At 34.9% G+C, this 24150-nt stretch carries 29 protein-coding genes; all 29 read right to left on the bottom strand.

Annotation, left to right across the window (positions count from 1 at the left end; translation table 11 throughout):
- Positions 1-5 precede the first annotated feature (5 nt).
- Entirely contained in the window at positions 6-869 is an 864-nt protein-coding gene (locus tag HP569_RS00785) for a MinD/ParA family protein (RefSeq protein ID WP_182199174.1), read from the bottom strand.
- The gene (gene flhF / locus HP569_RS00780; protein ID WP_182199173.1) at positions 862-1995 is read right to left on the bottom strand and encodes a flagellar biosynthesis GTPase FlhF; all 1134 of its coding nucleotides are present in this window, start codon (positions 1993-1995) and stop codon (positions 862-864) included. Before flhF ends, HP569_RS00785 begins: the two co-directional genes overlap by 8 nt.
- Positions 1992-4022: a flagellar biosynthesis protein FlhA gene (gene flhA / locus HP569_RS00775; RefSeq protein ID WP_182199172.1), complete on the bottom strand. Its 2031-nt coding sequence runs from the start codon at positions 4020-4022 to the stop codon at positions 1992-1994. Before flhA ends, flhF begins: the two co-directional genes overlap by 4 nt.
- A 25-nt stretch (positions 4023-4047) precedes the next feature.
- Positions 4048-5127: a flagellar biosynthesis protein FlhB gene (flhB, locus tag HP569_RS00770; RefSeq protein ID WP_182199171.1), complete on the bottom strand. Its 1080-nt coding sequence runs from the start codon at positions 5125-5127 to the stop codon at positions 4048-4050.
- A 5-nt stretch (positions 5128-5132) separates the two neighbouring features.
- Positions 5133-5912 (bottom strand): flagellar biosynthetic protein FliR, encoded by a 780-nt coding sequence (gene fliR, locus HP569_RS00765; RefSeq protein ID WP_182199170.1) that lies wholly within the window; start codon positions 5910-5912, stop codon positions 5133-5135.
- A 4-nt stretch (positions 5913-5916) separates the two neighbouring features.
- Positions 5917-6186: a flagellar biosynthesis protein FliQ gene (fliQ, locus tag HP569_RS00760; RefSeq protein WP_182199169.1), complete on the bottom strand. Its 270-nt coding sequence runs from the start codon at positions 6184-6186 to the stop codon at positions 5917-5919.
- Between the two features lie 20 nt (positions 6187-6206).
- Positions 6207-6875: a flagellar type III secretion system pore protein FliP gene (fliP, locus tag HP569_RS00755; RefSeq protein ID WP_182199168.1), complete on the bottom strand. Its 669-nt coding sequence runs from the start codon at positions 6873-6875 to the stop codon at positions 6207-6209.
- Positions 6868-7530: a flagellar biosynthetic protein FliO gene (locus tag HP569_RS00750; RefSeq protein WP_182199167.1), complete on the bottom strand. Its 663-nt coding sequence runs from the start codon at positions 7528-7530 to the stop codon at positions 6868-6870. The genes fliP and HP569_RS00750 overlap by 8 nt, the downstream gene beginning before the upstream one ends.
- A 37-nt stretch (positions 7531-7567) precedes the next feature.
- Complete coding sequence (locus HP569_RS00745) at positions 7568-7930, bottom strand: response regulator (RefSeq protein ID WP_182199166.1); 363 nt, start codon at positions 7928-7930, stop codon at positions 7568-7570.
- A gap of 19 nt (positions 7931-7949) precedes the next feature.
- Positions 7950-9107 (bottom strand): flagellar motor switch phosphatase FliY, encoded by a 1158-nt coding sequence (gene fliY / locus HP569_RS00740; RefSeq protein ID WP_182199165.1) that lies wholly within the window; start codon positions 9105-9107, stop codon positions 7950-7952.
- On the bottom strand, positions 9097-10098 hold the full coding sequence (gene fliM / locus HP569_RS00735; protein WP_182199164.1) for a flagellar motor switch protein FliM: 1002 nt from the start codon (positions 10096-10098) through the stop codon (positions 9097-9099). Before fliM ends, fliY begins: the two co-directional genes overlap by 11 nt.
- Positions 10099-10127: 29 nt before the next feature.
- Positions 10128-10544 (bottom strand): flagellar basal body-associated FliL family protein, encoded by a 417-nt coding sequence (locus HP569_RS00730; RefSeq protein ID WP_182199163.1) that lies wholly within the window; start codon positions 10542-10544, stop codon positions 10128-10130.
- A complete protein-coding gene (locus HP569_RS00725; RefSeq protein ID WP_182199162.1) occupies positions 10534-10755 on the bottom strand; it encodes a flagellar FlbD family protein in 222 nt (73 codons plus the stop codon). The genes HP569_RS00730 and HP569_RS00725 overlap by 11 nt, the downstream gene beginning before the upstream one ends.
- Before the next feature lie 45 nt (positions 10756-10800).
- Positions 10801-11703: a flagellar basal body rod protein FlgG gene (gene flgG, locus HP569_RS00720; RefSeq protein WP_182199161.1), complete on the bottom strand. Its 903-nt coding sequence runs from the start codon at positions 11701-11703 to the stop codon at positions 10801-10803.
- A gap of 85 nt (positions 11704-11788) precedes the next feature.
- The gene (locus tag HP569_RS00715; protein WP_246366858.1) at positions 11789-12157 is read right to left on the bottom strand and encodes a TIGR02530 family flagellar biosynthesis protein; all 369 of its coding nucleotides are present in this window, start codon (positions 12155-12157) and stop codon (positions 11789-11791) included.
- A 26-nt stretch (positions 12158-12183) separates the two neighbouring features.
- Complete coding sequence (gene flgD, locus HP569_RS00710; protein ID WP_182199159.1) at positions 12184-12633, bottom strand: flagellar hook assembly protein FlgD; 450 nt, start codon at positions 12631-12633, stop codon at positions 12184-12186.
- 10 nt (positions 12634-12643) lie between these two features.
- A complete protein-coding gene (locus HP569_RS00705; protein WP_182199158.1) occupies positions 12644-13999 on the bottom strand; it encodes a flagellar hook-length control protein FliK in 1356 nt (451 codons plus the stop codon).
- A 29-nt stretch (positions 14000-14028) separates the two neighbouring features.
- A complete protein-coding gene (locus tag HP569_RS00700) occupies positions 14029-14610 on the bottom strand; it encodes a MotE family protein (RefSeq protein WP_246366884.1) in 582 nt (193 codons plus the stop codon).
- A 5-nt stretch (positions 14611-14615) separates the two neighbouring features.
- Positions 14616-15062, bottom strand: coding sequence for a flagellar export protein FliJ (gene fliJ / locus HP569_RS00695; RefSeq protein WP_182199156.1), 447 nt, complete (start codon positions 15060-15062; stop codon positions 14616-14618).
- Positions 15062-16375: a flagellar protein export ATPase FliI gene (gene fliI, locus HP569_RS00690; protein ID WP_246366857.1), complete on the bottom strand. Its 1314-nt coding sequence runs from the start codon at positions 16373-16375 to the stop codon at positions 15062-15064. Before fliI ends, fliJ begins: the two co-directional genes overlap by 1 nt.
- Entirely contained in the window at positions 16365-17096 is a 732-nt protein-coding gene (gene fliH, locus HP569_RS00685) for a flagellar assembly protein FliH (protein WP_182199155.1), read from the bottom strand. Before fliH ends, fliI begins: the two co-directional genes overlap by 11 nt.
- Positions 17089-18102 carry a flagellar motor switch protein FliG gene (fliG, locus tag HP569_RS00680; RefSeq protein WP_182199154.1) on the bottom strand — a complete coding sequence of 338 codons (1014 nt, stop codon included), beginning with the start codon at positions 18100-18102 and terminating at the stop codon, positions 17089-17091. Before fliG ends, fliH begins: the two co-directional genes overlap by 8 nt.
- Positions 18103-18114: 12 nt before the next feature.
- Positions 18115-19719, bottom strand: coding sequence for a flagellar basal-body MS-ring/collar protein FliF (fliF, locus tag HP569_RS00675; RefSeq protein ID WP_182199153.1), 1605 nt, complete (start codon positions 19717-19719; stop codon positions 18115-18117).
- Positions 19720-19762: 43 nt separating this feature from the next.
- Positions 19763-20074 (bottom strand): flagellar hook-basal body complex protein FliE, encoded by a 312-nt coding sequence (gene fliE / locus HP569_RS00670; RefSeq protein ID WP_484555935.1) that lies wholly within the window; start codon positions 20072-20074, stop codon positions 19763-19765.
- Positions 20075-20095: 21 nt separating this feature from the next.
- Positions 20096-20548, bottom strand: coding sequence for a flagellar basal body rod protein FlgC (flgC, locus tag HP569_RS00665; protein WP_182199151.1), 453 nt, complete (start codon positions 20546-20548; stop codon positions 20096-20098).
- Complete coding sequence (flgB, locus tag HP569_RS00660; protein WP_182199150.1) at positions 20548-20946, bottom strand: flagellar basal body rod protein FlgB; 399 nt, start codon at positions 20944-20946, stop codon at positions 20548-20550. The genes flgC and flgB overlap by 1 nt, the downstream gene beginning before the upstream one ends.
- A 392-nt stretch (positions 20947-21338) precedes the next feature.
- A complete protein-coding gene (gene codY, locus HP569_RS00655; protein WP_182199149.1) occupies positions 21339-22118 on the bottom strand; it encodes a GTP-sensing pleiotropic transcriptional regulator CodY in 780 nt (259 codons plus the stop codon).
- A gap of 67 nt (positions 22119-22185) precedes the next feature.
- Positions 22186-23580, bottom strand: coding sequence for an ATP-dependent protease ATPase subunit HslU (gene hslU, locus HP569_RS00650; protein ID WP_425501804.1), 1395 nt, complete (start codon positions 23578-23580; stop codon positions 22186-22188).
- A gap of 24 nt (positions 23581-23604) precedes the next feature.
- A complete protein-coding gene (gene hslV, locus HP569_RS00645) occupies positions 23605-24150 on the bottom strand; it encodes an ATP-dependent protease subunit HslV (RefSeq protein ID WP_182199147.1) in 546 nt (181 codons plus the stop codon).

Raw genomic sequence — 24150 nt, 5'->3', positions numbered from 1 at the left:
GCAGTCTACCTTTCTTTTACAAATTTTATTAGCTTGTTTATAAAAGTCGAAGAACCATTCATTCGTTTCCTCGCAGTCCCCGTTTCGTAATTAGCGACTAACTCTTCAAGCGCACGCGAGATCTTAGCATCAGGGTTGAACATTGAAAATGGTGTTTGAGTTAAAACAGCTTTCGACACAACCTTATCTTTGGGCAATACTCCTAACGATGAAATATCTTTTTGTAAAAAACGTTTCATCACTTGTTGTAAGCGCTTTGTTGTTTGCTCTCCTTCTTTTTTAGAAGACGCTTGATTGACTAATAGATGCATAGATTTACTTTGATCGTAGTAATGGATATGCTTCATCATCGCATATGCATCCATAATCGATGTAGGTTCAGGTGTGGAAATTACAAATATCTCATCGGAAGCCAAGATATAATGAATCGTATCTAATGAAGCACCTGCACCCATGTCAAAAATAATATAATCATATTCAAGAATAAGTTCATCTAACTGATTTAAAAAGAAGCGCTGTTTTTCTTCGCTCATTTGAAATAATTCTTTTAATCCAGACCCGCCTGCAATATATGACAGTGAATAAGGTCCTGATTCAATAATATCATAAACAGACAATTCTTTTTCATATAAATCGACAATTGTCTGTTTCGCTTGTAACCCCATTAAGATATCTACATTACCCATTCCTATATCTAAGTCGAATAATAGTACTTTGTTATCTCTCTTAGCGAGAGTAATTGCAAAGTTCAGTGAAAAGTTAGACTTGCCAACTCCACCTTTTCCACTAACTACCGAAATTGTCTTTGCTGAATTCTCTCCATTCATTTGATTAATTCTTTTTCTTAAATTTGCTGCTTGATCAGACATTTTCGTTCGCTCCGACCACTAATTGAGTTATATTATTTGCAGTTACTTCAAGAATATCGTCTGGAACATCTTGTCCAGTCGTCATATAAGCTATACCAACTTCATTTGGAAGACTTAGGTTTAACATCGAGCCGTATGTTACTGTTTCATCTGATTTTGTAAAGATAATCCCTTTTAAAGGAATTTGATTAAATTGCTGATAGATAGACACTAAATCATTTGACTTTGTTGTTAATGATAAAACAAGATATGTGTCAATATCATGTTCTAAATCTACAACCTTTCCTAGTTCTTGTACATACTTAGGATCTCTGAAGTTTCTCCCAGCTGTATCAACTAAAACAAGGTCATAATCTTTAAATTTTTCTTTTGCCGTTTTATAATCTGTCAAGTTGTAAACAATTTCAATTGGAACATCAAGTATTTTTGAATATGTTTTTAGTTGTTCAATTGCAGCAATTCGATACGTATCAGTTGTAATAAGAGCTACACTTTTCTTATCTTTTAACATGGCATTTGCCGCTATTTTAGCAATGGTTGTCGTTTTACCTACTCCAGTAGGACCAACTAAATGAATGAATTGTTTGTCATACGTAATACCTCCACAACCAATTCTATTTAATTCCGCTTGAATATCTGTTCTAATATGTTGCTTTATTTGATCAACAGTTAATTCTTCCTCTGAAAACTGTTCTCTTACTTTGGATACAATATCTTTTGCCAGAGATGCATCAACATCTTGCTCAACTAAACTCGTATACACCGACTCGTAATTCTGAGGGAAAGAACCTATTTGTTGACTTGCATTATTTTCTTCCACCCACTTACGTAATGACCTTACTTCATCTAATACAAGTTTCTGTTCATTTGTCTGCTCAGTCTTGTAGAAAACAGGCTTTGCTGGCGAGGCATTAACCTCTTTCTTTGGTTCAGCGAAATATTCCTGTTTGGTAATATCAGGGTCAATTGCAGCTATCACTTCTATATTTTTCTTTTTAAACAGACCAAAAATGCCACCCGTTTGAATTACTTTTGAATTAAGTATCACAGCGTCATTACCTAACTCTTTACGAATTTTCGACATTGCTTCTGGCATTGTAGGAGCAATATACTTTTTTATCTTCATGCCACATTCACCACCCCTATACTTTGAACGTCCAGATCTGGTTCAAGTTCATTATAAGATAAGACAACAACATGTGGGAAGAAACGATCCAATAATTGCTTGACAAACATTCGAATGGTTGGAGAGCATAATATGATTGGTATCTCTTCTTCTAGGGAAATTGCTTCAACCTTTTCTGTTACAGAACGAATAATTTTTTGTTGTGTATTTGGATCTAGTGCTAGATAACTGCCATGTTCAGTGTTTTGAATATGATCAGCAATCATTTGTTCAACTTCGCCTGCAATGGTTATCACCTTTAACATGCCACCTTGTTGCATATATTGTTTTGTTATTTGTGGAGCTAACGCTTGTCTAGCATACTCTCCTAATAACTCTGTATCGTTTGTCATTTTCCCAAAATCTGCTAATGTTTCAAATATCACCGGTAAATTACGGATAGAAACTTGCTCACGTAATAATTTTGAAAGTACTTTTTGTACATCTCCAATCGATAACGGTTCAGGTGTTACCTCTTCAACCAATATAGGATTAGACTCTTTTAAGTGGTCAATAAGCTGTTTTGTTTCTTGCCTACCCAATAATAAATGGGCATGCTTCTTGATAACCTCTGTAATATGTGTAGACACAACTGAAGGAGGATCAACTACTGTATAGCCAGACAGCTCAGCATTATCCTTATCTTCCTCATCAATCCATTTAGCCGGTAAGCCAAACGCGGGCTCCGTTGTATCTATACCATCAATTTCATCATCTTCACCCGGTATCATCGCTAGATAATGATCTAGCATCAACTCACCTTGAGCGACTTCGTTACCTTTTACTTTTAATTGGTAGGTGTTTGGACTGAGTTGGATATTATCACGAATACGAACAACCGGAATAACAATACCTAATTCAATTGCCAATTGTCTACGAATCATTACAATCCGGTCCATTAGGTCCCCACCTTGATTGGTGTCTACTAATGGTATAAGCGAATAGCCAAATTCAAATTCAATTGGATCCATACTTATTAGATCAACTACATTTTCAGATGATTGCATTTGTGCACTTTCTGCTTGCTCTTCTTCAATTTCATGATCAACAACTGGCTGAGCAGGTGGTCGCGATAACCAATATGCACTAATTCCTAAGATTAAAGCAATACTAGTTGTTAAAAAGAAATTTATTGGAGTAAAACCAAATAAAAATATTGTTCCAGCTGCAATGTATAAGAGCTTAGGGTATCGTAGTAATTGTTCTGTTACATCACTCCCAAGATTCCCTTGCGAGGAGACTCGTGTAACGACAATACCAGTAGCAGTAGAGATTAGCAATGCTGGTATTTGACTTACTAGACCATCTCCAACCGTAAGCTGCATGTATGTACCAATTGCTTCTTGAAAAGTCATTCCCATTTGCATCATACCAATGATTAAACCAAAAATAATATTAATAAGAACGATAATAATTCCGGCAATGGCATCACCTTTTACAAATTTACTTGCACCATCCATTGCACCATAAAAATCAGCTTCTCTTTCAACTTTTTCACGTCTATCTTTCGCTTGTTGTTCGTTAATCATTCCGGCATTCAAATCAGCATCAATACTCATTTGTTTACCAGGCATCGCATCTAAAGTAAAACGGGCAGCTACCTCTGATACACGCTCACTTCCCTTTGTAATAACTAAGAATTGAATAATAACTAAAATAGTAAATACAACGAAACCAACTAACGGATTACCACCTATTACAAATGTACCGAAAGTAGCTACAACACCACCTGCATCTGCTTCTGATAGGATTGAACGAGTTGTTGAAACGTTTAAACCTAGTCTAAATAAGGTTAAAAGAAGTAGTAAAGAGGGAAAAATAGAAAATTGTAAGGGTTCACTTGTGTTCATTGATACAAGTATTACAATTAATGCTAAAGAAATATTACATAATATAAGAACACTCAGCAGCCAACCTGGTAAAGGAATGACTAGCATAACAATAATTAAAATAACACCAAGTAGTACGGACAAATCTCTTACTTTCATCATTTTCTCTCCTAACTTCTAACTATCACGCTTTTTGTTCCATTTGATATACATACGCTAAAACTTCCGCAACCGCTTGAAAAAATGTCTCATCGATGATATCGCCAATTTCTACATTTGCATACAATGCTCTTGCTAAACGTCGATTTTCAACTTGTGCTACTTGATTTGCTTCTGCAATCTCTCTAATTTTCAGTGCAACAAAATCAACACCTTTAGCAACAACATAGGGAGCATCTGCTTTGTTTTCGTCATATTTAATTGCAACAGCATAATGAGTAGGGTTGGTAATCACCACATCAGCATTAGGAACTTCACTCATCATTCTTCTCATCGCCATTTGACGTTGGCGTTCCTTTATTTTCGCTTTAATTTGTGGGTCCCCTTCAATATTCTTATATTCATCTTTAATGTCATTTTTAGACATTCGAATATTTTTTTCATAATCATAACGTTGATAGGCGTAATCAATTACAGAAAGAACGAGTAATGCAATAGCAGAAAAAATACCCATTAATACTGTAACATTACCAAAAAAAGCTAATGCACCATCGACGCTTTTTCCTGCTAACATCATCATGTCATCTTTGTTTAACCACAGAATTGAAAAAGTAATCGAAGCTATTACAACAATTTTCAACAAGGATTTAACTAATTCAACTAAAGCCCTTGCCGAGAAAATTCGTTTTGCTCCTTGAATAGGATCAATTTTATTTAGCTGCATCTTTAATGGCTCACCAGTAAAAAGAAAACCAATTTGCATAAAATTAGCTGCTAAACCTGCTACAATTGCTACCACCATTACCGGGGCGAGCGTTTTTGCTACATAAGCAGTCACTTCAACCATCATCGTATGTAGATTATTCTCTGTCACTTCCCAATGAATGTACTCAGTAAATGACTTTTGATACAACTCCGTCATTTGCCCTTTCCACATACCGCCAATAACGATAAATAACAAAAAAACTAAAAATAATAAAATGGCTGTATTCACGTCTTGACTTTTAGCAACTTGTCCTTTTTTCCTAGTATCCTGACGTTTTTTTGGAGTTGCTTTTTCTGTTTTTTCACCAGCAAAGAACTGCAGGTCTAGCTTTAATTGCATGTTGATCAAGCTCCTCCAAATAATTTAATCAGCACTTGTATCGCTTCTAACATAAGTGTGAAAAGATCTTTTACAATTGAGATGTACATCACGATAAACATGGATATTACAAATAAGGCAACTAAAATCTTTAACGGCAATCCAACCACAAAAACATTTAACTGTGGCACTGTTCTCGCAATAATCCCTAACGCTACGTCTACCAAAAACAAACAACCAACGATAGGAATTGCTAATTGAAAGGCTATTAGAAACAATTGATTGAAAGTCGAAACAATAAATAACGCTAAATTTTCATTATTAAAATTAATTAATTGATCTAAAGGAATTATTTCAAAACTAAACATCGCACCATTAAGAAGTAAATGATGACCGTCAACAGTTAATAAAAAAAGTATTGCTATCGTATAAAAATATTGTCCTACTAAAGGTCCTTGTGCCCCTGTTTGAGGGTCAATGACATTGGCAATCGCAAATCCCATTTGAAAATCAATAAATCCACCTGCAATCTGCACAGCGGCTAGAATCATATATGCGATAAGACCTAATAATAAGCCAATTAATGCTTCTTTTCCTATCAACATGATAAAAGAAAGATCAATTGCAATTTCGGGAGCTTCGATTGTATATAAGGTAATCCACGCTAAGAAAAAAGCAATGCCAATCTTAAATTGATTTGGTATATTTCGATATGAGAAGATTGGTACAGTTGCAAAAAAAGCAACAAATCGAACTAGTATAAGTAAAAAGGCTGGTAAATAATTTAAATTAATCGATTCTAACATTCTACTAACCTACAAACTGATTTAAATTTCGAAATATATTACTCGCAAACTCTACCATCCTTACAAGCATCCAAGGTCCAAAAACTACTAGACCTACTAACACAGCAACGATTTTAGGAATAAAAGCTAGCGTTTGTTCTTGTATTTGTGTTGTAGCTTGAAATATACTTACCAATAAACCAACAATAAGTGCTAATAACAACAATGGACCTGTAACGATTAACACAGTATAAATTCCTTGCTCAGCTAATGTAATGACATATTCTGCACTCATGTGTTCACCTCTTTATACAACTAACTAAACCCTTGCAGTAATGATTCAGTTATCAAATACCAACCATCTACTAAAATAAACAATAATATCTTAAAAGGTAATGAGATCATAACCGGAGGCAACATCATCATACCCATTGACATTAGAACACTAGCTACAGCCATATCTATTACTAAGAATGGAATAAATATCATAAAGCCCATTTGAAAAGCTGTTTTTAACTCACTGATTGCAAATGCTGGTATCAATGTTGTTAACGGAATATCTTCTACCTGTTCAGGCTTTTCGGATTCGCTATAGTTTAGAAACAATGCTAAATCTTTTTGTCTTGTATGTTTTGACATAAACTCCTTCAAGGGTACACTTGCTCTATCGTACGCTTCATCGAGAGTGATCTCTTCTGCAAATAATGGTGAAATGGCCTCTTGATTCACTTGATGAAAAGTCGGTGCCATTATGAAAAAGGTTAAGAATAAAGCAATTCCTATTAAAACTTGATTTGGCGGCATTTGTTGAGTTGCCAATGATGTTCTAACGAAAGAAAGGACTATAATAATCCTAGTAAAACTAGTTAATAAAATAATGATACTTGGAGCTAATGAAAATACGGTTAATAACAGCAGTAATCGAACAGCTGTTGAAACATTACTTGGATCAGTACTTGAAAATAAGTCAACAAATTCATTCATTTTTATCTTCTTCCTTACGTTTGTAGCGATTCGTAATTTTCGTTCTTGTCTGTTTTAAATGATTTAATTCAGACTTAAACATGTTAGAAAAAGAATCTGATATTTCATCTTGATTCTTTTCTTTTTTATTCGATAGATTGCTAAATGTGTTACCAAGTATTTTTGCAACGCTGGCACCGCTTGAGTTATTTGTATCATTTTCTTCCAGCAACTGTTCTTTCATTTCTTGTTCTTTAATTTCTGTTAGAAGTTCAATATTTTCACCAACACCTACTACAAATAAACGGTCACCAATCTGAATGATCTGTACTGATTTATTTGTCCCTAGCGGAATACCACCTAGATTATTCAATAGATTAGATGAACGAGTTAACTTATTTTTTTTGTTAAGTAACTTTAGCATCCCATAAATTAAAGCAACAATGAGCAACAATGCAAAGATAATACGAACGATAATTTCAAAAAAATTAGTTGAGCGATTTTCGTCGATTATCACTTCTTTTGATTCATCAACTTTATTTACTTGATTATCAGTGTTGTTTCTTTCTGAATCATCCTGTTTATTGGCATCATCATTTAACCATTCATAAACATTATCATTGTCTGATGAAGCAACTATCGTATTAGGTATTAAAAAGAGACCTATCAGTAACAAAAAACAAACTGTTATATATTTTTTCTTCATTACTTACTCAACTCAATGCTTTTTGGATTGCTTCTATTACACGGTCAGCTTGAAATGGCTTTACAATAAAGTCTTTTGCGCCTGCTTGAATAGCATCAATAACCATTGCTTGTTGTCCCATCGCTGAACACATAATGATAATTGCATCAGGATTCATTTGTTTAATTTCTTTTAAAGCTGTGATTCCGTCTTTTTCAGGCATTGTAATATCCATAGTAACCAAATCAGGTTTATGTTCTTTATACTTTTCTACTGCTTCTTGCCCATCTTGCGCTTCACCAACAACCTCAAAACCATTCTTCACCAATATATCTTTAATCATCATACGCATGAAAGCTGCATCATCAACAATCAATATTCTCTGTCCCATTTCATTACCTCCATCGGTTCTACTTTAATTTTCTTAATCGGTCTGATTGACTAACAATATCTGTAACTCTCACTCCGAAATTCTCGTCAATTACAACAACCTCACCTTGTGCAATCAATTTATTATTCACATGAATATCTACAGGTTCTCCTGCAAGTTTATCCAATTCAATAATTGATCCAGAAGATAATTCTAATATATCTTTTACTGTATGAGATGTTCTCCCCAATTCTACTGTTACTTGTAGAGGGATATCTAATAACATATCTAGATTTCTTTTTTCATTTTTAGGTAAATCAACTTCCTCAAAGTTAGAAAAAGATGCTGAATGAACCGTCGCATTTTCATGTGTGCTTTCACCTAAATGCTTAGGTGCGGATGGTGTATTTTCACTCATGGCTTGCACATCATTTGTCTGTTGTGTTCGTACTTCCGGTTCTGGAGCTTGACTAGCAGCTTCCGGCTTATCTTTCGCATCATTTGTTGGAGGATTTAATAACCCATCCACCATCTTTTTCGCAAACGGTATAGGCAATATTTGCATGATATTCGAATCAATTAAATCACCTATTTTTAATTGGAAAGATACTTTAATTAACACATCATCTTTAGGAATATATTCGTTATTTTTTTCAGCTTGTACATCAAAAACCATAATTGATGGAGGTGATATATCTACACGCTTGTGAAATACAGTAGACATACTTGTAGCAGCTGTACCCATCATTTGATTCATTGCTTCTTGAACAGCACTTAAATGGATATCGTTTAAATCTTCATTAGCTGATCGGCCATCACCACCAAGCATTAAGTCAGCAATAATTGCCGCATCACTTGATTGTAATACGAACAAATTGACGCCCTCAAAACCATCTGTGTATTGAACCTCAATTCCTACATGTGGTTTAGGAAATTCCTTTACTAAATCACTTTGCTTTATAGTAGATATTGTTGGTGTTGTAATTTCTACTTTTTGACTTAGTAGCGTAGATAGAGTTGTAGCTGAGCTTCCAAATGAAATATTGCCAATCTCACCTAGCGCATCTGTTTCAATTTCAGATAGAACCTCTTCTATTTTTGTTTCTTCATTTTCACTTGAATCACTCAATTGATTATCATCTGTTCCATTAAGTAGTGCATCAATTTCGTCTTGTGACAACATTCCGTCATTCATCAATTGGGTTACCCCCTTTTATTTCTTCTAAAATCTGAACCGCAAGTTTATTCTTTTTCTTACCTGGTTGAACATAAAACAACGGCTCTTGGTCAGCCATCATCACTAATGGGTCTGTGATAGATTGACTTAATTGCATCACATCATTTTTTTGCAAGTTTAATAGATCATTCATAGTAATGCTCGTTTTGCCTAATAATACTTGCATGTCTAATGTTGCACCTTCTAAGTTTTTCGTTAATTTATCATATTCTCCAGGCTTTCTTTCTTTATTCTTTTCTGTTTGCATCCAATAATGAACAGACAATTTAGGTATGATTGGTTCTAATACAACATGAGGAATACAAATATTAATCATTCCACTACTTTCACCAATTGTCGTATCTAAAGACACAACAACAACAGTTTCGTTTGGTGATACTAGCTGTAAAAATTGTGGATTAACCTCAAACTCTTCCAATATTGGATCTATGTCTACAAAAGAAGCCCAAGCTTCCCGTAAATTATCCAAGCCATTTTCAAATAGTTGAGTCATTAAAGTAGATTCAATTTCTGTTAGCGAATCTACCTTATTCACTCCACCACCTTTTCCGCCTAACATTCTTTCAAGCATAGCGTATGCTATATTCGGATTAAACTCAAAAATAATTCTACCCTCTAGCGGTGACATACTATAAATGTTCAATATGGTCATTGTTGGAATGGAACGGATAAACTCCTCATAAGGAATTTGATCAACCGATGCTACAGAAATATGTACATAGGTTCTTAGTTGTGCTGAAAAGTAAGTCGTTAATAACCGTGCAAAATTCTCGTGTATGCGTGAAATACTCCTAATTTGATCTTTGGAAAAACGTAATGCACGTTTAAAATCGTATACACGCACCTTATTCGTCGCTTCATCTTGTTTCAGCTGGTTGGCATCCATTTCACCAGATGACAACGCAGATAACAGGGCGTCAATTTCATTTTGAGATAATATTTCATCAGCCAATCTTCTTCACCTCCTGGACAGGAGCTCTATCATTGTATAATTTTACTAATAATATACACATCGATGATCTGACCATCATCCATAAGCTCGTTCATTTGATCTTTTAATTTTGTTTCTAAAGCTGACAGTCCTTCTTGAAAATCTTTTTCTGTTAAATCAACAGACTCTTTAATAAAAATATTTTTCAATTGGAATTGTCGATTTATTACTTCTTCTTTCGCCTTTTTACTGTCTGTTATCAATTGGAATTGTATTTGTACAAAACTACCGTCTTTTAGATCTGTATTCATTTCTTCTGTTGTATGTGAGTATTCAACCATCTTTTCAATGCTTAATTCTTCTGATGATTCGTTACTATTAACAACGATATAAGCGATAGCACCAACTCCTGCAATAGTGATAACAATTAGTGAAACAATCATCATTTTAAATAATTTAGGATTCATTTTCCTCACTCACTTCTTTAAGAGATCCTTGTAAACCAATACTATGATAATATTGATTGACAGCTTCAACCACTTCCGGATGAGATTCACGAACAACTAGTTTTCTACCATTTGTTAGTGTGATTGTTGTATCAGGAAAAGATTGAATTTGCTCAATATATAGCGCATTTAATGTAAATGTTTCTCCAGTGAATTTTGTAAGCTCAATCATGGATAGTTGGAGCAAGTAATTTAAACTTGCTCCATGCCCCCTTTATTATCGTTTCAGATTAACTAATTCTTGAAGTATTTCATCTGAAGTTGTTATGATTCTAGTATTTGCTTGGAAACCACGCTGAGCAGTAATCATTTCTGTGAATTCTTCAGCAAGGTCTACGTTTGACATTTCAAGTGCACCTGAAACGACAGAAGCTGAGCCTTCACTTTCAGGAATTACAAGATCATTTAGGTTATTAAAAACACCATCATTGTTTTCTGTAAACACGCCAGAGTTATTTGTTAACTGGAATGTATTCGAGCCGCTCTTCTGTAAACCGCCTGGGTTGGAGAATGATGCTAAACGGATTTGGCCGGCAATTTGAACATTATTGTTTTCATCAACGTAATTGACCTTACCATCTGCAGAAATACTAAAACTAGCTGCATTAGATGGAATTTGAATTCGACTTAAATTGCCGCTTAACTCCATATCTCCACCTGCATTTGCTGCACTTCCCTCACCTAATAAATACAAACCATTAGGATTAACGATGAAACCTTCATCATCTAAGTAAAAGTTTCCAGAACGACTAAAACTAATATCTGATGCTTCCATATCAATGTTTGCAGGATCATCTAAATCTCTTCCTAAAACAAACATTCCATCACCTTCAAGCGCCATGTCTAATGCTCTATTTGTGGTTTGACGGTTACCTTGTGTTTGGATATTGTCAATTGTTCCAACTTGTGAACCTAACCCTACTTGAGACGGGTTAATACCACCACGAATATTGGTTGGAGCTTGTGCACCAGACATCGTTTGGCTCATCATATCTTGAAACGTTGCGCGCCCCTTCTTGAATCCAGATGTATTAACGTTAGCGATATTATTACCGATAACATCTAATTTTGTTTGAAACCCTCTCATTCCTGAAATACCAGCATACATTGAACGTAACATGTGACATTCATTCCTCTCGTTTTATAAGTTATAAGTAGCTGCTTCGATCATTCCACAGCTTTTGGCTTCCCGGATAGGGTCCAGCCTAATCAATTACTATCGTTCCATTAATGTTTGTGAAAATTCGACTTTGCATTTCACTTCTATCTAATGCGGTTACGACTGTATTATTTTTTGCGCTTACAAGTAATGTTGCTTCATCTGTAATGACAAGGGAATCAGTAACACCCTTTTGCTTTGCTTCTTTAACTTTTTCAAATATATTATCCCATTTTGATGCATCAATCTTGATATTTCTTTCGTCTAAGCGCGCTTGAGCATGCTTGCTAATTTTAAATGATTGGGCATCTGTTAATACATCTTTAAAATTAGCTTTACTGTCCGCTTTTTTAGATATTTTTGTGTTATTCGGTAATAAAGCTTGTTGATGTACCTGTTGGATACGGTGATCCACAATCATCCCCTCTTTTCTCGACTAATCTACTCCTTTGTAGGCTCTTCTATTTTAATAACCTCATCTGTGTAAATGTTTTGTCCGTTTTCTAACTCAAGAACGGCAAACCCTTTTTTTTCACTAACCGCAACTACGGAGCTTTTTACTTCTTCTTTCGGTTCAATTATTTCTCCAGTTTCCTCATCAAACTTATAGAAAGTTACTTCTTTACCAATTAAGTGACTATATTGTATTACTGGAGAGACAGATTGATTGTTTACTAGATGACTGATTGACTCATTCATGTTCATCATTTGTTCTAAAGAAGAGAATGTTGCCATTTGTGAAATAAACTCTTTATCTTCCATTGGGTTTAATGGATCCTGGTTTGAAAGTTGTGCCATTAAGATTTTCAAAAATTCATCTTTACCTAAATTCGATCCACTAGTACTTCTAGGTTGATTGCTTAAATAATAAGATGGATCAATTTTTGTCACCTTGTCTCACCTACACTTTCTCATTCATTAACAATTCCTTAAAGCTTAATGATTCTTCTGTCATTGATTCGTCTTGATTATCTTTAGTCTCGTCTTCCTGATGTGATGACTCTGACATCTGATCACCAAACTCATGCTGAACATCTTGTTGGGATAAATGCATTTGTTGTGTGTCTTGCTTTTCAATAACAACTTGTTGTGGAGAAAACATATGCTTTAGTTGTTGTAGGTTACCTTCTAATGCATCTTTAGCAAGTTGTGTAGTAGTAGTAATCTTAACAAGCATCTCTCCGTTTTGCTGAATCATTTTGACAGTTATATCTCCAAGTTGCCTTGGGTTTAGACGTAGCAATAATTCATTTGATCCCTTTGCTTTTGAAAGAAACTTACTTGAATTCAAAATCTGTTGAAACTTTTCGATTAACTCATTTTGATTTACTTTCGAATGGTTAGCGTTGGATTGATTCATGTAAATCATATGCTGTTCTACTTTTGAGATAGCTTGACCTGTCGCGCTAGGAGCGACATTTGGATGTTTCACTGCTTCGTTCGTTTCATTTGAATAGTTGCTAAGTGCATTTTTTAACCATTTCGTGACATCTGTTGAAGTAACAGTAGCATTGGATTGGTATGCGCCTTTCATTACACCATTCATTCTTTTTTGGTAAAGACTCATTAACTGATCCCACAGCTTCGTTTCTGGGCCTTTTTGATTGGCAAGCACTTGGTTAGCGATTTGAGGAGCAGTTTGGTTAACATCATTCCATTGCTTCATTAGCTTTAATAATTGAACACTTTGCTCATTTGTTAAACTATCAGCATTCACCTGCTGAAGCACTGTTTGAATTTTACCCCACAATTGGTTAGCTTGATTCAACATCAGTTGGTCATTTTCACCTAGTTTAGCTGAGCCCTGAACATTCACTAACCCTTGAAGCGCAAAAAATTGTTCAGTTTTGAGACCTTGTTCTGTCAAATCTTTTCCAGCACTACTCATATACAGTTGCAACATGGCTGCCTCGACTTCATCTAACTCTGCTAGATTTAGCTTCTCTTGTAGTTGTTGCACTTCTTCTTGACTTATTTTTTCTGCTAGTTCTTCAAGTTGATTATTATCAATCCCTAACAATTCCAATAATTGACCTTTGTCTTCAGTAAATTGTTGTAAAAGCTTCATTAATTCTTGTTTTACACTATCTTTATTCGATAGCATTAATCGAATGGAACTTGTTTCACTATTCAAGCTGCCACTTGAAATAACTTCTAATATATTACCGAAGCCACTTTCATGCCCTTGACTAGAACTAGGTAGGTTTTGGTTAGACTGTAGCATTGGAACTTGTGTAAATAACGCGCCGATATTCATTTTTTCACCCCCTTTCAAATTTTCGCTTACTATTCTAATAAGCTTTGAGTTAATTTAGCCGCAACTTCTGCATCCATTTGACTCAAAATTTCACCACGATTTTCATCCTTCATTTCATTAAGGATTGCAGTAGCTAAACCTTCTTCAACACTGGTTAGTATAGATGCAGCGCGCTCTGGTTCCATTTCTTCATATGATTTTGTTAATTTAGATAAATTTTTTGTTTCTTCTTGATTTCCTTCTTGATTCTCGGTAGCTTGTGTTAATTTTTCTGTTAATTTCACAACTTCTTGATTTAACTCGTCAATTGTCTGACTTTGAGAGGATACCTCTACCTCTAGATTCTCAATCTGGCTATCTTTTTCAGAAATGATTTTTTCAAAGTTGTTTTGTTCTCGAACTTGCTCTTCTTCCTCTTGAGTGGTAACTACTGAAGAAAGGAAAGGAACATTGTTAGCAAATTCTTTCGATGTATTCAAAACATCAATACCCATTAGCGATAGAACAATAGATAGAACGATTATTCCAAAGACAAGTGGGACAATAATGACTAATACCCATTGAAAAAAACCAGCTTTTTTACGTTTTGTTTTTTCTTCTGTTTGAGCCATTGCATTCACCTAATTCCATTCTTTAAAAACTGTCGCATCGACGTTTCATCAAGTTGTTTCGCTTCCTTATATAAAACGTTATTTTTTTCAGTTAATTGTTTGTTTTCAACAATCTTTTCGAATTTTTTCACTTCGATATGTGCTTCCGTTAAACCAGCCTGCTTTATTTCCATCTGTGTTCTTGCTTGATTTACCTGCACTTGAATCGTTTTAATTTTGTTATTTATTTCATCAATGTAAGCATGATGTGTAGCTAACGTTGTAACGGAACCAGTAGATTCTAGATAGTAATTATATTGCATTTGAACTTCTTCTTTTTTCTTTAATAATTGATATAATTTCGTCGCTACCGCTTCAAACTGATCGACAGACTGTTGATACTCCATCTGTGCATTTTTCTTTATTCTTTCTTGGTGGGATAGTATTTTTTGAAAAGCATGTATGCTTGCCATTAATGATTCCCTCCATACAGTGTTGATTTCATCATTTCAAGGGCTTCTTGTCTAGAAATCGATTCATGCATTTCTTGTTTTAAAAAATGAATCACTTTAGGATGAAATTGAATGGCATGATCGACATCTTTACTAGCACCCTTTTTATATGCTCCAATTTGGATTAATTCATAATTTTCTTCATAGGTTGCTAGGATAGAACGCATCTCTTGAGCTAACTGTTGTTCTTTTGATGTCGTAATTTGTGGCATCACACGACTAATCGATTTCAGTACATTAATAGCAGGATATTGCCCTTGTTCTGCTAACTTTCTGTCTAGAACAAAGTGCCCATCTAATATTCCTCTCGTTGTATCTGCAATCGGGTCATTTAAATCATCCCCATCTACTAACACGGTATAAAAAGCAGTAATTGTACCTTTACTACTTGTCCCCGTTCGTTCTAATAGTTTTGGTAACATAGCGAATACAGAGGGTGGATATCCTTTTGTTGTAGGTGGCTCTCCTGTTGCTAATCCTACCTCACGTTGTGCCATCGCAACACGGGTAACAGAGTCCATCATTAAATTCACATTATAATTTTGATCTCTAAAGTATTCAGCTATCGCAGTTGCTGTATAGGCACCTTTAATACGCATTAATGCTGGTTGATCAGATGTAGCAACAATCACTATTGACTTTTTCAACCCTTCTTCTCCGAGGTCTTTTTCTATAAACTCTCTTACTTCTCTACCTCGCTCACCAATTAAAGCAATTACGTTGATATCTGCTTCGCTATTTCGAGCAATCATACCTAGTAAAGTACTTTTACCAACACCACTACCAGCAAAAATACCTACACGTTGCCCTTTTCCTACTGTTAAAAGGGAATCAATCGTTTTAACGCCAATTTGAATAGGTTCCAAAATTCTTGGTCTTGCTAATGGATTAGGTGGTGATTGTTCCGTGTGAAAAGGTAACAACCCTTTTGGTAGAGATGAATCATCTAAAGGTTCACCAATAGCATTAAGCACATTTCCAACTAGTCCTTTTCCAACTTTGATTGTTAAAGGGGCATTTGTGGCTTCGACTAAGCTACCTGGACTTATTTCATTGATAGAGGAATATGGCATTAGCAAAACATTTTCATTATTAAAACCAACTACTTCTGCTAAAATCTTCGTTGTATCAGATGTGTGTATGTAACATACATTCCCAATACTAACAGCAGGCCCAACAGATTCGATCATTAAACCAATTACTCGTTTTATTTTCCCATAATATTTATACAAATCTGCATGCTTAACTTGCTCTCTAAACAGTTCAAGATTCACTATCCATTTCCTCCAACAACGCATGTAACTGATTGCGTAAGTTTTCAAGTTGTGTATCAACACTTGCATCGATTTTTCCAATTGGGGTTACCATTATACAACTGCCTATTTGCAAAGAATCATCCGGATAAAAACTTAATTCAATTTTCGGATCAACAATTGCAAAAAGTTCATCCCTATATTTCTGACAAGTTTGATAATCATCTGGATGGGCATATATCTGGATTGATGGTTGCTCTTTTGCTTCTAGTATTACGTTTTTAACTACCTCGATATATGCGTCCTTCTCTATTAATGACTGGTGAATTATTTTTGTAGCAACTTCCAGACTAACATTTAAAATAAAACGCTCATTCTGTGTAATCATTTCCATTCGATCATTTCTAGTCATATCGATGATGTTCTTTGCTTGTGCAATTAAATCTTGATAGTGTAATAAACCATCTTGCTTCCCTTGATCAAATCCAGCATTATATCCTTCTTTTTTTGCATTTTCAATCCATCTTAACTTTTCTTCTTCCCATGCTTTTTTCTCTTTTTCGATTTGTTGACGTGAGGCCTCTATCCATTGTTGTGTATGCTGCTTTCGTTCTTCTAAGTTTTGCACTTCTTTTTTAACTTGAAGTCTTTCGTTTTCAAAATTTTGTTGATCTGTTTTAGCCTCGGAGTTAGGTACATAAATCGGTCGTAAACCAATCACTTTATTTGAATGGTTAGACAATGATATCATCCCCTCCACCACGAGCAATCACAATCTCTCCAACTTCTTCTAAACGGCGGATAGCAGAAACGATTCTAGTTTGCGCTTCCTCTACATCACGTAACCTGACAGGTCCCATGAATTCCATCTCTTCTTTAAATGTCTCTACCATTCTTGTAGACATATTACTGAAGGCAACTTCTTTAACTTCATCACTAGCTACTTTCAACGCTAGACGTAGGTCATCATTTTCAACTTCACGGATCACACGCTGAATAGCTCTGTTATCCAATGTCACAATATCTTCAAAGACAAACATACGTTTCTTAATCTCTTCTGCTAGTTCAGGATCTTGAATTTCTAAAGCATCAAGTATTGTTCGTTCCGTACTTCGATCTACACCGTTTAACACTTCAACCACAGCTTGAATACCACCTGTTTGAGTGTAATCCTGTGTAACTGTTGCAGATAGTTTTTTCTCTAAAATTTGTTCCACTTCATTAATGATTTCTGGTGAAGTAGAATCCATTATTGCAATACGCTTTGCAATATCTGCTTGCATTTCTTGTGGAAGCTCTGAAAGTATTTGTCCCGCTTGTTCCTTTTCTAGATAGGACAAAATAAGTGCAATGGTTTGCGGATGTTCGCTTTGTATAAAGTTTAATATTTGGGCAGGTTCAGCTTTTCTTGCAAAATCAAAAGGCTTAACCTGTAAAGATGAGGTTAAACGATTTACAATGTTTGTTGCTTCTTCTGCTCCAAGCGCTTTTTCCAATACTGTTTTGGCGTAGTTAATTCCACCTTGTGTAATATAGTCTTGCGCTAACGCTATTTGATGAAATTGATCTAAAACCACTTCTTTTTGATCTGTGTCTACCTTTTTTACAGAGGAAATTTCTAAAGTGAGTTTTTCTATTTCCTCTTCTGTTAAATGTTTGTAAACTTGAGCAGAAACATCCGGACCTAAAGATATTAATAAAATCGCAGCCTTTTGCTTTCCTGTTAGTTGTTTATTTCTTACTACCATAAAGGTCTCCCCCTAATCCTCTGAAATCCAGCTTCGTAATAGCTTAGCGAATTCTTCTGGTTTGTCCTTAGCCATTTTTTCTAGTTGCTTCCTTCTAATTGATGATTCTGTATCAGCTGGATTTTCAATATCTGGTATCTCAATGTTTTGCTGTATGTTTACTTCTTCACCTACAACTTCATCTTCCACTTTTCTTTTTCTTACGAGCATAATAATTAAGCCGATAATACCGAGTAATAAAATAGCTCCCACAATATAAATCCAAGTTGGTATTCCTGTAATTAAGCCATTTTGACCTTGTCCTTGTGTATGTTTGAATGTTTGAAATACGATAGATGTTTTATTCTGAGGATCAATATCTCCATAAGACTCATCTACAGATGTTGATATAATTGAATCTAATATAGATGAGATACTTGCTTCTACATCTGCTTGTTCTTGGGCAGTTAATAGTTCTGGTTCACCATTTTCATCTAGAGTTTCTTTCGAATTATCTACAGCTATTTGAATACCCAAATCTCGAACTTTATAAGGGCTTTCAACGATCTCTCTTGTAATACGATCAAATTCATAATTGATTGATTCTTGAACCATTTCATAATCGCCACTGTTTCCGTCTTCAGCAGCAGGATAATTCGCTATATCTTCTTCACCTACTCCAGGTTGTCCTGCAGCTGCTGCACCTTCACCAGTATAGGTTTCAGTAATTTTCTCGACACTTACCGGCAAACCTTCTTTCTCTTCTTGGTCTACTGGTTCTACAATCTCTTCAAATCTATTTTCTTTCGTAAAATCTATATCAGCTGTAACAGATGCTACCACTTTATCCGCACCAATCATTGTCCCTAGCAACTGTTGCACACGACGCTGAATATCTCGTTCAATATCTTGTTTTATTTGTTGTTGTGTTGCATATGTATCGCCACTCCCGATATTGTTTGATCCATTTTGATCATAATAATTAAAATTTTGATCCATAATGACTATATTATCAGTAGAAAGATTTGGTACTGTCTTCGATACTAAATGATATAAGGAATTAATCTGACTCTCTTCAAATTGATAACCTGGTGTCGTAGTTAAAACAACTGACGCTGATGCAGCATCTTGATTATCACTTATAAAGACTTGCTCTTCTGGCAAATTAATCATAACCGTCGCATCTTCAATACCAGATATACCGGCAATTAAACTAGCTAATTCGGTTTGCATCGCATCTAATTTCATCACATCAAACTCGTTATCTGTCATACCCCACGAAGTGTTCTGACTAAAAAACGAGTAGTCTATACTCCCACTGTCCGGAATACCTTGAGCAGCCAAGTCCACTAATAACATGTCAGCTTGATCACTAGGTACCATAATCGTTGAACCGGCATCTTTTAATTCATATTTAATTCCGCGCGTATCCAATTCAGCTTTGATTTGTCCAATTTCTTGAATTGATAAATTATTATAAAGTGCGACCATGTTTGACCTGGCTAACAAAAGTGTTCCACCTATAACGATAACAAGGAACAAAAGAATCATAGAAAAAAAGAACCCTTTTTGTTTTTTCGTTTTTGTCTGCCAATATTCTATTATCTTGTTTTTGTAGATTTCTATTTTTTGTTTCATCCTTTGCCTCCATAAAACATAAGCAACGCATCTTTCATGTTAATTAAATCTGCATTCGCATTATTTCGTTATAAGCATCTATTGCTTTTTTCTGCACTTCTACTGCTGTGTTCAATGTAATACTAGCTTTTTGAGCAGTAATCATAACATCATGCAAGTCATCAATCTCGCCGTTGACAAGTGCTTTCGTTTTTTCATCAGAAACCACTTGTGAAGTGTTGAGTTGATTAATCGCCTCTTTTAGAGAAGATGCAAATTGTGCTTGTGCTTTATTTGGCGAAATCCTTGTTGACTGATTTGTTTGCACTGAATTATTTGGTGTTAATTGTAAATTAACAATGCCGTTTGTCATCATTCACACTCCTATATTTCAAATTTATTTACCAATTTCCAACGCTTTCATCAGCATGCTTTTCGTTGCATTTAGTGAAGTTACGTTTGCTTCGTATGACCTAGTAGCACTCATTAAATCAACCATTTCTTCCAAGGTATCAACGTTTGGCATTGCTACATAACCATCTTGATTTGCATCTGGATGTCTTGGATTATATACCATGGTAAATGGTTCATCATCCTCTGTAATATTCGCAACTCGAACACCTGAACCAACTGTCGAATTTCTTGTTGCTTTATTTAAGTACGATGAGAATGATGCCCCACTCTCTTGAAAGGTGACCATTTTTCTTCTATAAGGTTCATATTCACCCTGTTCATTAACTGTTGCTCTTGTTGTTTCAGCGTTAGCGATGTTTGAAGATATCGTATCCATGCGCAGTCGTTGAGCCGTTAAAGCACTAGCACTTGTATTAATTGAATGAAAAATGTTCATTAGGCACCTCCTCCTCTTATCACAGTTTGAAGACTATTAAACTTACCATTCAATCGATCTACTAAAGCTTGATAATATAACTGATTAGTAGCCAGATCCGACATCTCTTTATCGACATCTACGTTGTTCCCGTTATGATTGTACTGCGTATTTTTACTAGACACGATTTGAAATGGTTGATTTTTAAATTGATTAAAGGTAATATGCTTTTCATGAGTTCTTTTTGCTTGAAATTCTGACTTTAATTGGTTGTTTAGCACGTCTTTAAAAACAACATTTTTTGCTTTATAATTTTCTGTATCAACATTTGCTATATTGTTTGAAATTGTTTGGTTTTTCAGAGTTGAATAGTCCAATCCATTCTGAAGTGCACTGATCGATCCACCAAATAACGACATAGTATAAACACCTCCTACAAAAACCCCTAAAAAAAATGTATTTTCTATCGAATATTGTAAATTAAATATCACAAAGTGTCTATCCTATTTATGTATATTCTGACTATAGTTTTTACTAGAAAGTCCTTAATTGAGCATAAAGAACCACCATTATTCATAACCTTTCAAATAAAATCCCATTTTATTGTTCAACTTAGTGAATGTTTATACATGTTTACTCATTTTCTGAATGATAACTACATTCCTTCAACCGAACGTTTTAGGTATTTATGCTCATCTTTTGTAATAATCGATTTTTTCTTTTGTTTTTAGGTTTAAAATGCTATTTTTTATTTTTCATCCATATATTTGCGCACAAAAAAAGGCGCTCTGTTAAGAGCACCTTTTTAAAATTAATTTGATTTAATTCGTTGTAATTCTAATAGAAACTTATTGTTTAGAACTTTAATATACGTTCCTTTCATACCTAATGATCTCGATTCAATTACTCCTGCACTTTCTAATTTTCTTAGTGCATTAACAATTACTGAACGAGTAATGCCTACACGATCGGCAATTTTACTTGCCACAAGTAAACCTTCATTCCCATCTAGCTCTTCAAAAATATGCTCAATTGCTTCTAATTCACTATAAGAAAGTGAGCTTATTGCCATTTGTACAACAGCTTTACTTCTCGCTTCTGTCTCAATTTCTTCTGTTTTTTCATGTAGAATTTCCATACCGACAACAGTTGCGCCATATTCCGCAAGTAAAAGATCATCATTGTTAAAACTGTCTGTTAAACGACTTAATATCAAAGTACCAAGTCTTTCACCACCGCCAATGATCGGGACAATAGTTGTTAAACCATTTTTAAATAGATCCCTATTCTCTACTGGGAAAGCCGTATACTGACTATCAATATCAATGTTTGATGTTGTTTCACTAATGTGAAAAAGACTATCTGTATACTCCTCTGGAAATTGTCTTTCTTCTAGCATCGCCTTCATTCGACTATTTTCGATTTGTTGATTTATGGCAAAACCTAATAATTTACCTCTTCTACTTACAACAAAGATGTTAGCAGTAATAATATCTCTTAAAGTAGCTGCCATTTCATTAAAGTTTACTGATTTACCTGTTGTTTTTTGCAAAATCGAGTTTATTTTTCTAGCACGGTCTAATAGTTCCATGATAATCCTCCGTTCAATTGTTCAATTTAAAATACTTTTTCATTTAGCTTCTGTAAAAGAACATTTACTATAGAATAAATTGGCTTAAGTCTTTATCTTTCACAATTTGACCTAGTTTTTCTTCTACATAACCTTTTGTTATTTCTATTGTTGGCATCATTACATCAGATGCTTCAAAAGATAAGTCTTCTAGGAGCTTTTCGAGTATCGTATGAAGTCTTCGTGCGCCAATATTATCTGTTTCTTGATTTACATCGTAAGCCACCTTAGCTATCTCAGCTATTGCTTCATCATTAAAAACTACTTCAATATCTTCTGTTTTTAACAAAGCTTGATATTGTTTCAACAGTGCATTTGATGGCTCTGTTAAAATACGTTTAAAATCCTCAATTGATAGCTTTTCAAGTTCTACTCTTATTGGGAATCTACCTTGCAATTCTGGAATTAAATCAGACGGCTTAGCCATATGAAACGCGCCTGCAGCTATAAACAATATGTGATCAGTTTTTACAGGTCCATACTTTGTAACAACCGTTGATCCTTCAATTATTGGTAAAATATCACGCTGCACACCTTCCCGAGATACATCAGCAGAGTGTTCTGATTTCCCTGCAACTTTATCGATTTCATCAATGAAAATAATACCTGATTGTTCTACTTTATCTAAAGCCAACTGTGTCACTTCATCCATGTCAATCAACTTTTGTGCCTCTTGATGGATTAGAACTTGCCTTGCCTCTTTGACAGGTAGCTTTCTTTTCTTCTTCTTCTTTGGCATAAGTGACCCTAGTGCGTCTTGCATATTCATCCCCATTTGATCCATTCCCGAACCTTGCAGCATATCAAACATATTAGCCGATTGTTCTTCGACTTCGATGGTAACCATTGTATCCTCTAGTTCACCTAATGCTAATTGATGCGCAATTTGTTTTCGTTTTGTTTGAATTTCTTGATTTGCATCAGAAGAATTCTCTTCAGTTTCATCCGCTGCTTGTTGCTGATTGAATAGCATATCAAATGGATTCTTCGTTTGATTTTGTTGTTTTTTTGCAACTGGAACAATGAGTTTTACTAAACGATCATTTGCGTGTTTCTCCGCTCGATCTTGAACTTGTGTCATTTTGTCTTCTTTTACCATTCTAATTGAGGTCTCAACTAAATCACGTACCATTGATTCTACGTCTCGTCCTACGTAACCTACTTCAGTAAATTTCGTTGCTTCAATCTTTAAGAAAGGAGCTCCGACTAATTTAGCTAAACGCCTTGCAATTTCTGTTTTCCCTACACCGGTCGGACCAATCATTAAAATGTTTTTTGGAACAATTTCGTCTTTAATGCTATCATCTAATTTTGAGCGTCGATAGCGATTTCTCAACGCTACCGCAACTGACTTTTTAGCTTGATGCTGACCAATAATGTAACGATCTAATTCCGCAACAATTTGTTTAGGGGACATGCCCATATCCACCTACATAACCTCCTTAAACTAATCAATAACTTCTAATGTTATTTGATCGTTCGTATAGACACAAATCTCGCCCGCTATTTCTAACGCAGATTGTGCAATCTCTTTCGCAGTTTTATCATTACTGTATCGCTTTAATGCTCTACCTGCTGCCAAAGCATAATTACCACCCGAACCAATCGCTAATATACCATCATCTGGTTCGATAACTTCCCCCGTACCAGATACTAAAAGTAATGTATCCTTATTCATCACAATGAGCATAGCTTCTAGTTTCCTTAAAACCTTATCACTTCTCCACTCTTTAGCTAATTCTACAGACGAACGCTGAAGATTACCATTATATGTTTCAAGTTTTGCCTCGAATTTTTCAAAAAGTGTAAATGCATCAGCAACAGAACCGGCAAAGCCTGCTAATACTTGACCTTTAAATATTTTTCGTACCTTTTTAGCTGTATGCTTCATCACAACAGCATTACCCATTGTGACTTGGCCATCACCACTCATTGCGCATTGACCATTATGCTGAATGGCAAAGATTGTTGTTGCATGAAATTCATTACTCAT

The sequence above is a fragment of the Paraliobacillus salinarum genome (assembly GCF_014083865.1).
Lineage (GTDB): Bacteria > Bacillota > Bacilli > Bacillales > Amphibacillaceae > Paraliobacillus > Paraliobacillus salinarum.
Note: the sequence above shows the minus strand (reverse complement) of the source record. Positions and strands in the feature narration are given on the sequence as shown.

Coding starts and splice junctions, on each gene's coding strand:
- HP569_RS00785 (WP_182199174.1), bottom strand. CDS start 869: ATGTCTGATCAAGCAGCAAATTTAAGAAAAAGAATTAATCAAATGAAT.
- flhF (WP_182199173.1), bottom strand. CDS start 1,995: ATGAAGATAAAAAAGTATATTGCTCCTACAATGCCAGAAGCAATGTCG.
- flhA (WP_182199172.1), bottom strand. CDS start 4,022: ATGAAAGTAAGAGATTTGTCCGTACTACTTGGTGTTATTTTAATTATT.
- flhB (WP_182199171.1), bottom strand. CDS start 5,127: ATGCAATTAAAGCTAGACCTGCAGTTCTTTGCTGGTGAAAAAACAGAA.
- fliR (WP_182199170.1), bottom strand. CDS start 5,912: ATGTTAGAATCGATTAATTTAAATTATTTACCAGCCTTTTTACTTATA.
- fliQ (WP_182199169.1), bottom strand. CDS start 6,186: ATGAGTGCAGAATATGTCATTACATTAGCTGAGCAAGGAATTTATACT.
- fliP (WP_182199168.1), bottom strand. CDS start 6,875: ATGAATGAATTTGTTGACTTATTTTCAAGTACTGATCCAAGTAATGTT.
- HP569_RS00745 (WP_182199166.1), bottom strand. CDS start 7,930: ATGGGACAGAGAATATTGATTGTTGATGATGCAGCTTTCATGCGTATG.
- HP569_RS00730 (WP_182199163.1), bottom strand. CDS start 10,544: ATGAATCCTAAATTATTTAAAATGATGATTGTTTCACTAATTGTTATC.
- HP569_RS00725 (WP_182199162.1), bottom strand. CDS start 10,755: ATGATTGAGCTTACAAAATTCACTGGAGAAACATTTACATTAAATGCG.
- flgG (WP_182199161.1), bottom strand. CDS start 11,703: ATGTTACGTTCAATGTATGCTGGTATTTCAGGAATGAGAGGGTTTCAA.
- HP569_RS00705 (WP_182199158.1), bottom strand. CDS start 13,999: ATGAATATCGGCGCGTTATTTACACAAGTTCCAATGCTACAGTCTAAC.
- HP569_RS00700 (WP_246366884.1), bottom strand. CDS start 14,610: ATGGCTCAAACAGAAGAAAAAACAAAACGTAAAAAAGCTGGTTTTTTT.
- fliJ (WP_182199156.1), bottom strand. CDS start 15,062: ATGGCAAGCATACATGCTTTTCAAAAAATACTATCCCACCAAGAAAGA.
- fliG (WP_182199154.1), bottom strand. CDS start 18,102: ATGGTAGTAAGAAATAAACAACTAACAGGAAAGCAAAAGGCTGCGATT.
- fliF (WP_182199153.1), bottom strand. CDS start 19,719: ATGAAACAAAAAATAGAAATCTACAAAAACAAGATAATAGAATATTGG.
- fliE (WP_484555935.1), bottom strand. CDS start 20,074: ATGATGACAAACGGCATTGTTAATTTACAATTAACACCAAATAATTCA.
- flgC (WP_182199151.1), bottom strand. CDS start 20,548: ATGAACATTTTTCATTCAATTAATACAAGTGCTAGTGCTTTAACGGCT.
- flgB (WP_182199150.1), bottom strand. CDS start 20,946: ATGTCGTTATTTGGTGGATCGATCAGTGCACTTCAGAATGGATTGGAC.
- codY (WP_182199149.1), bottom strand. CDS start 22,118: ATGGAACTATTAGACCGTGCTAGAAAAATAAACTCGATTTTGCAAAAA.
- hslU (WP_425501804.1), bottom strand. CDS start 23,580: ATGGGCATGTCCCCTAAACAAATTGTTGCGGAATTAGATCGTTACATT.
- hslV (WP_182199147.1), bottom strand. CDS start 24,150: ATGAGTAATGAATTTCATGCAACAACAATCTTTGCCATTCAGCATAAT.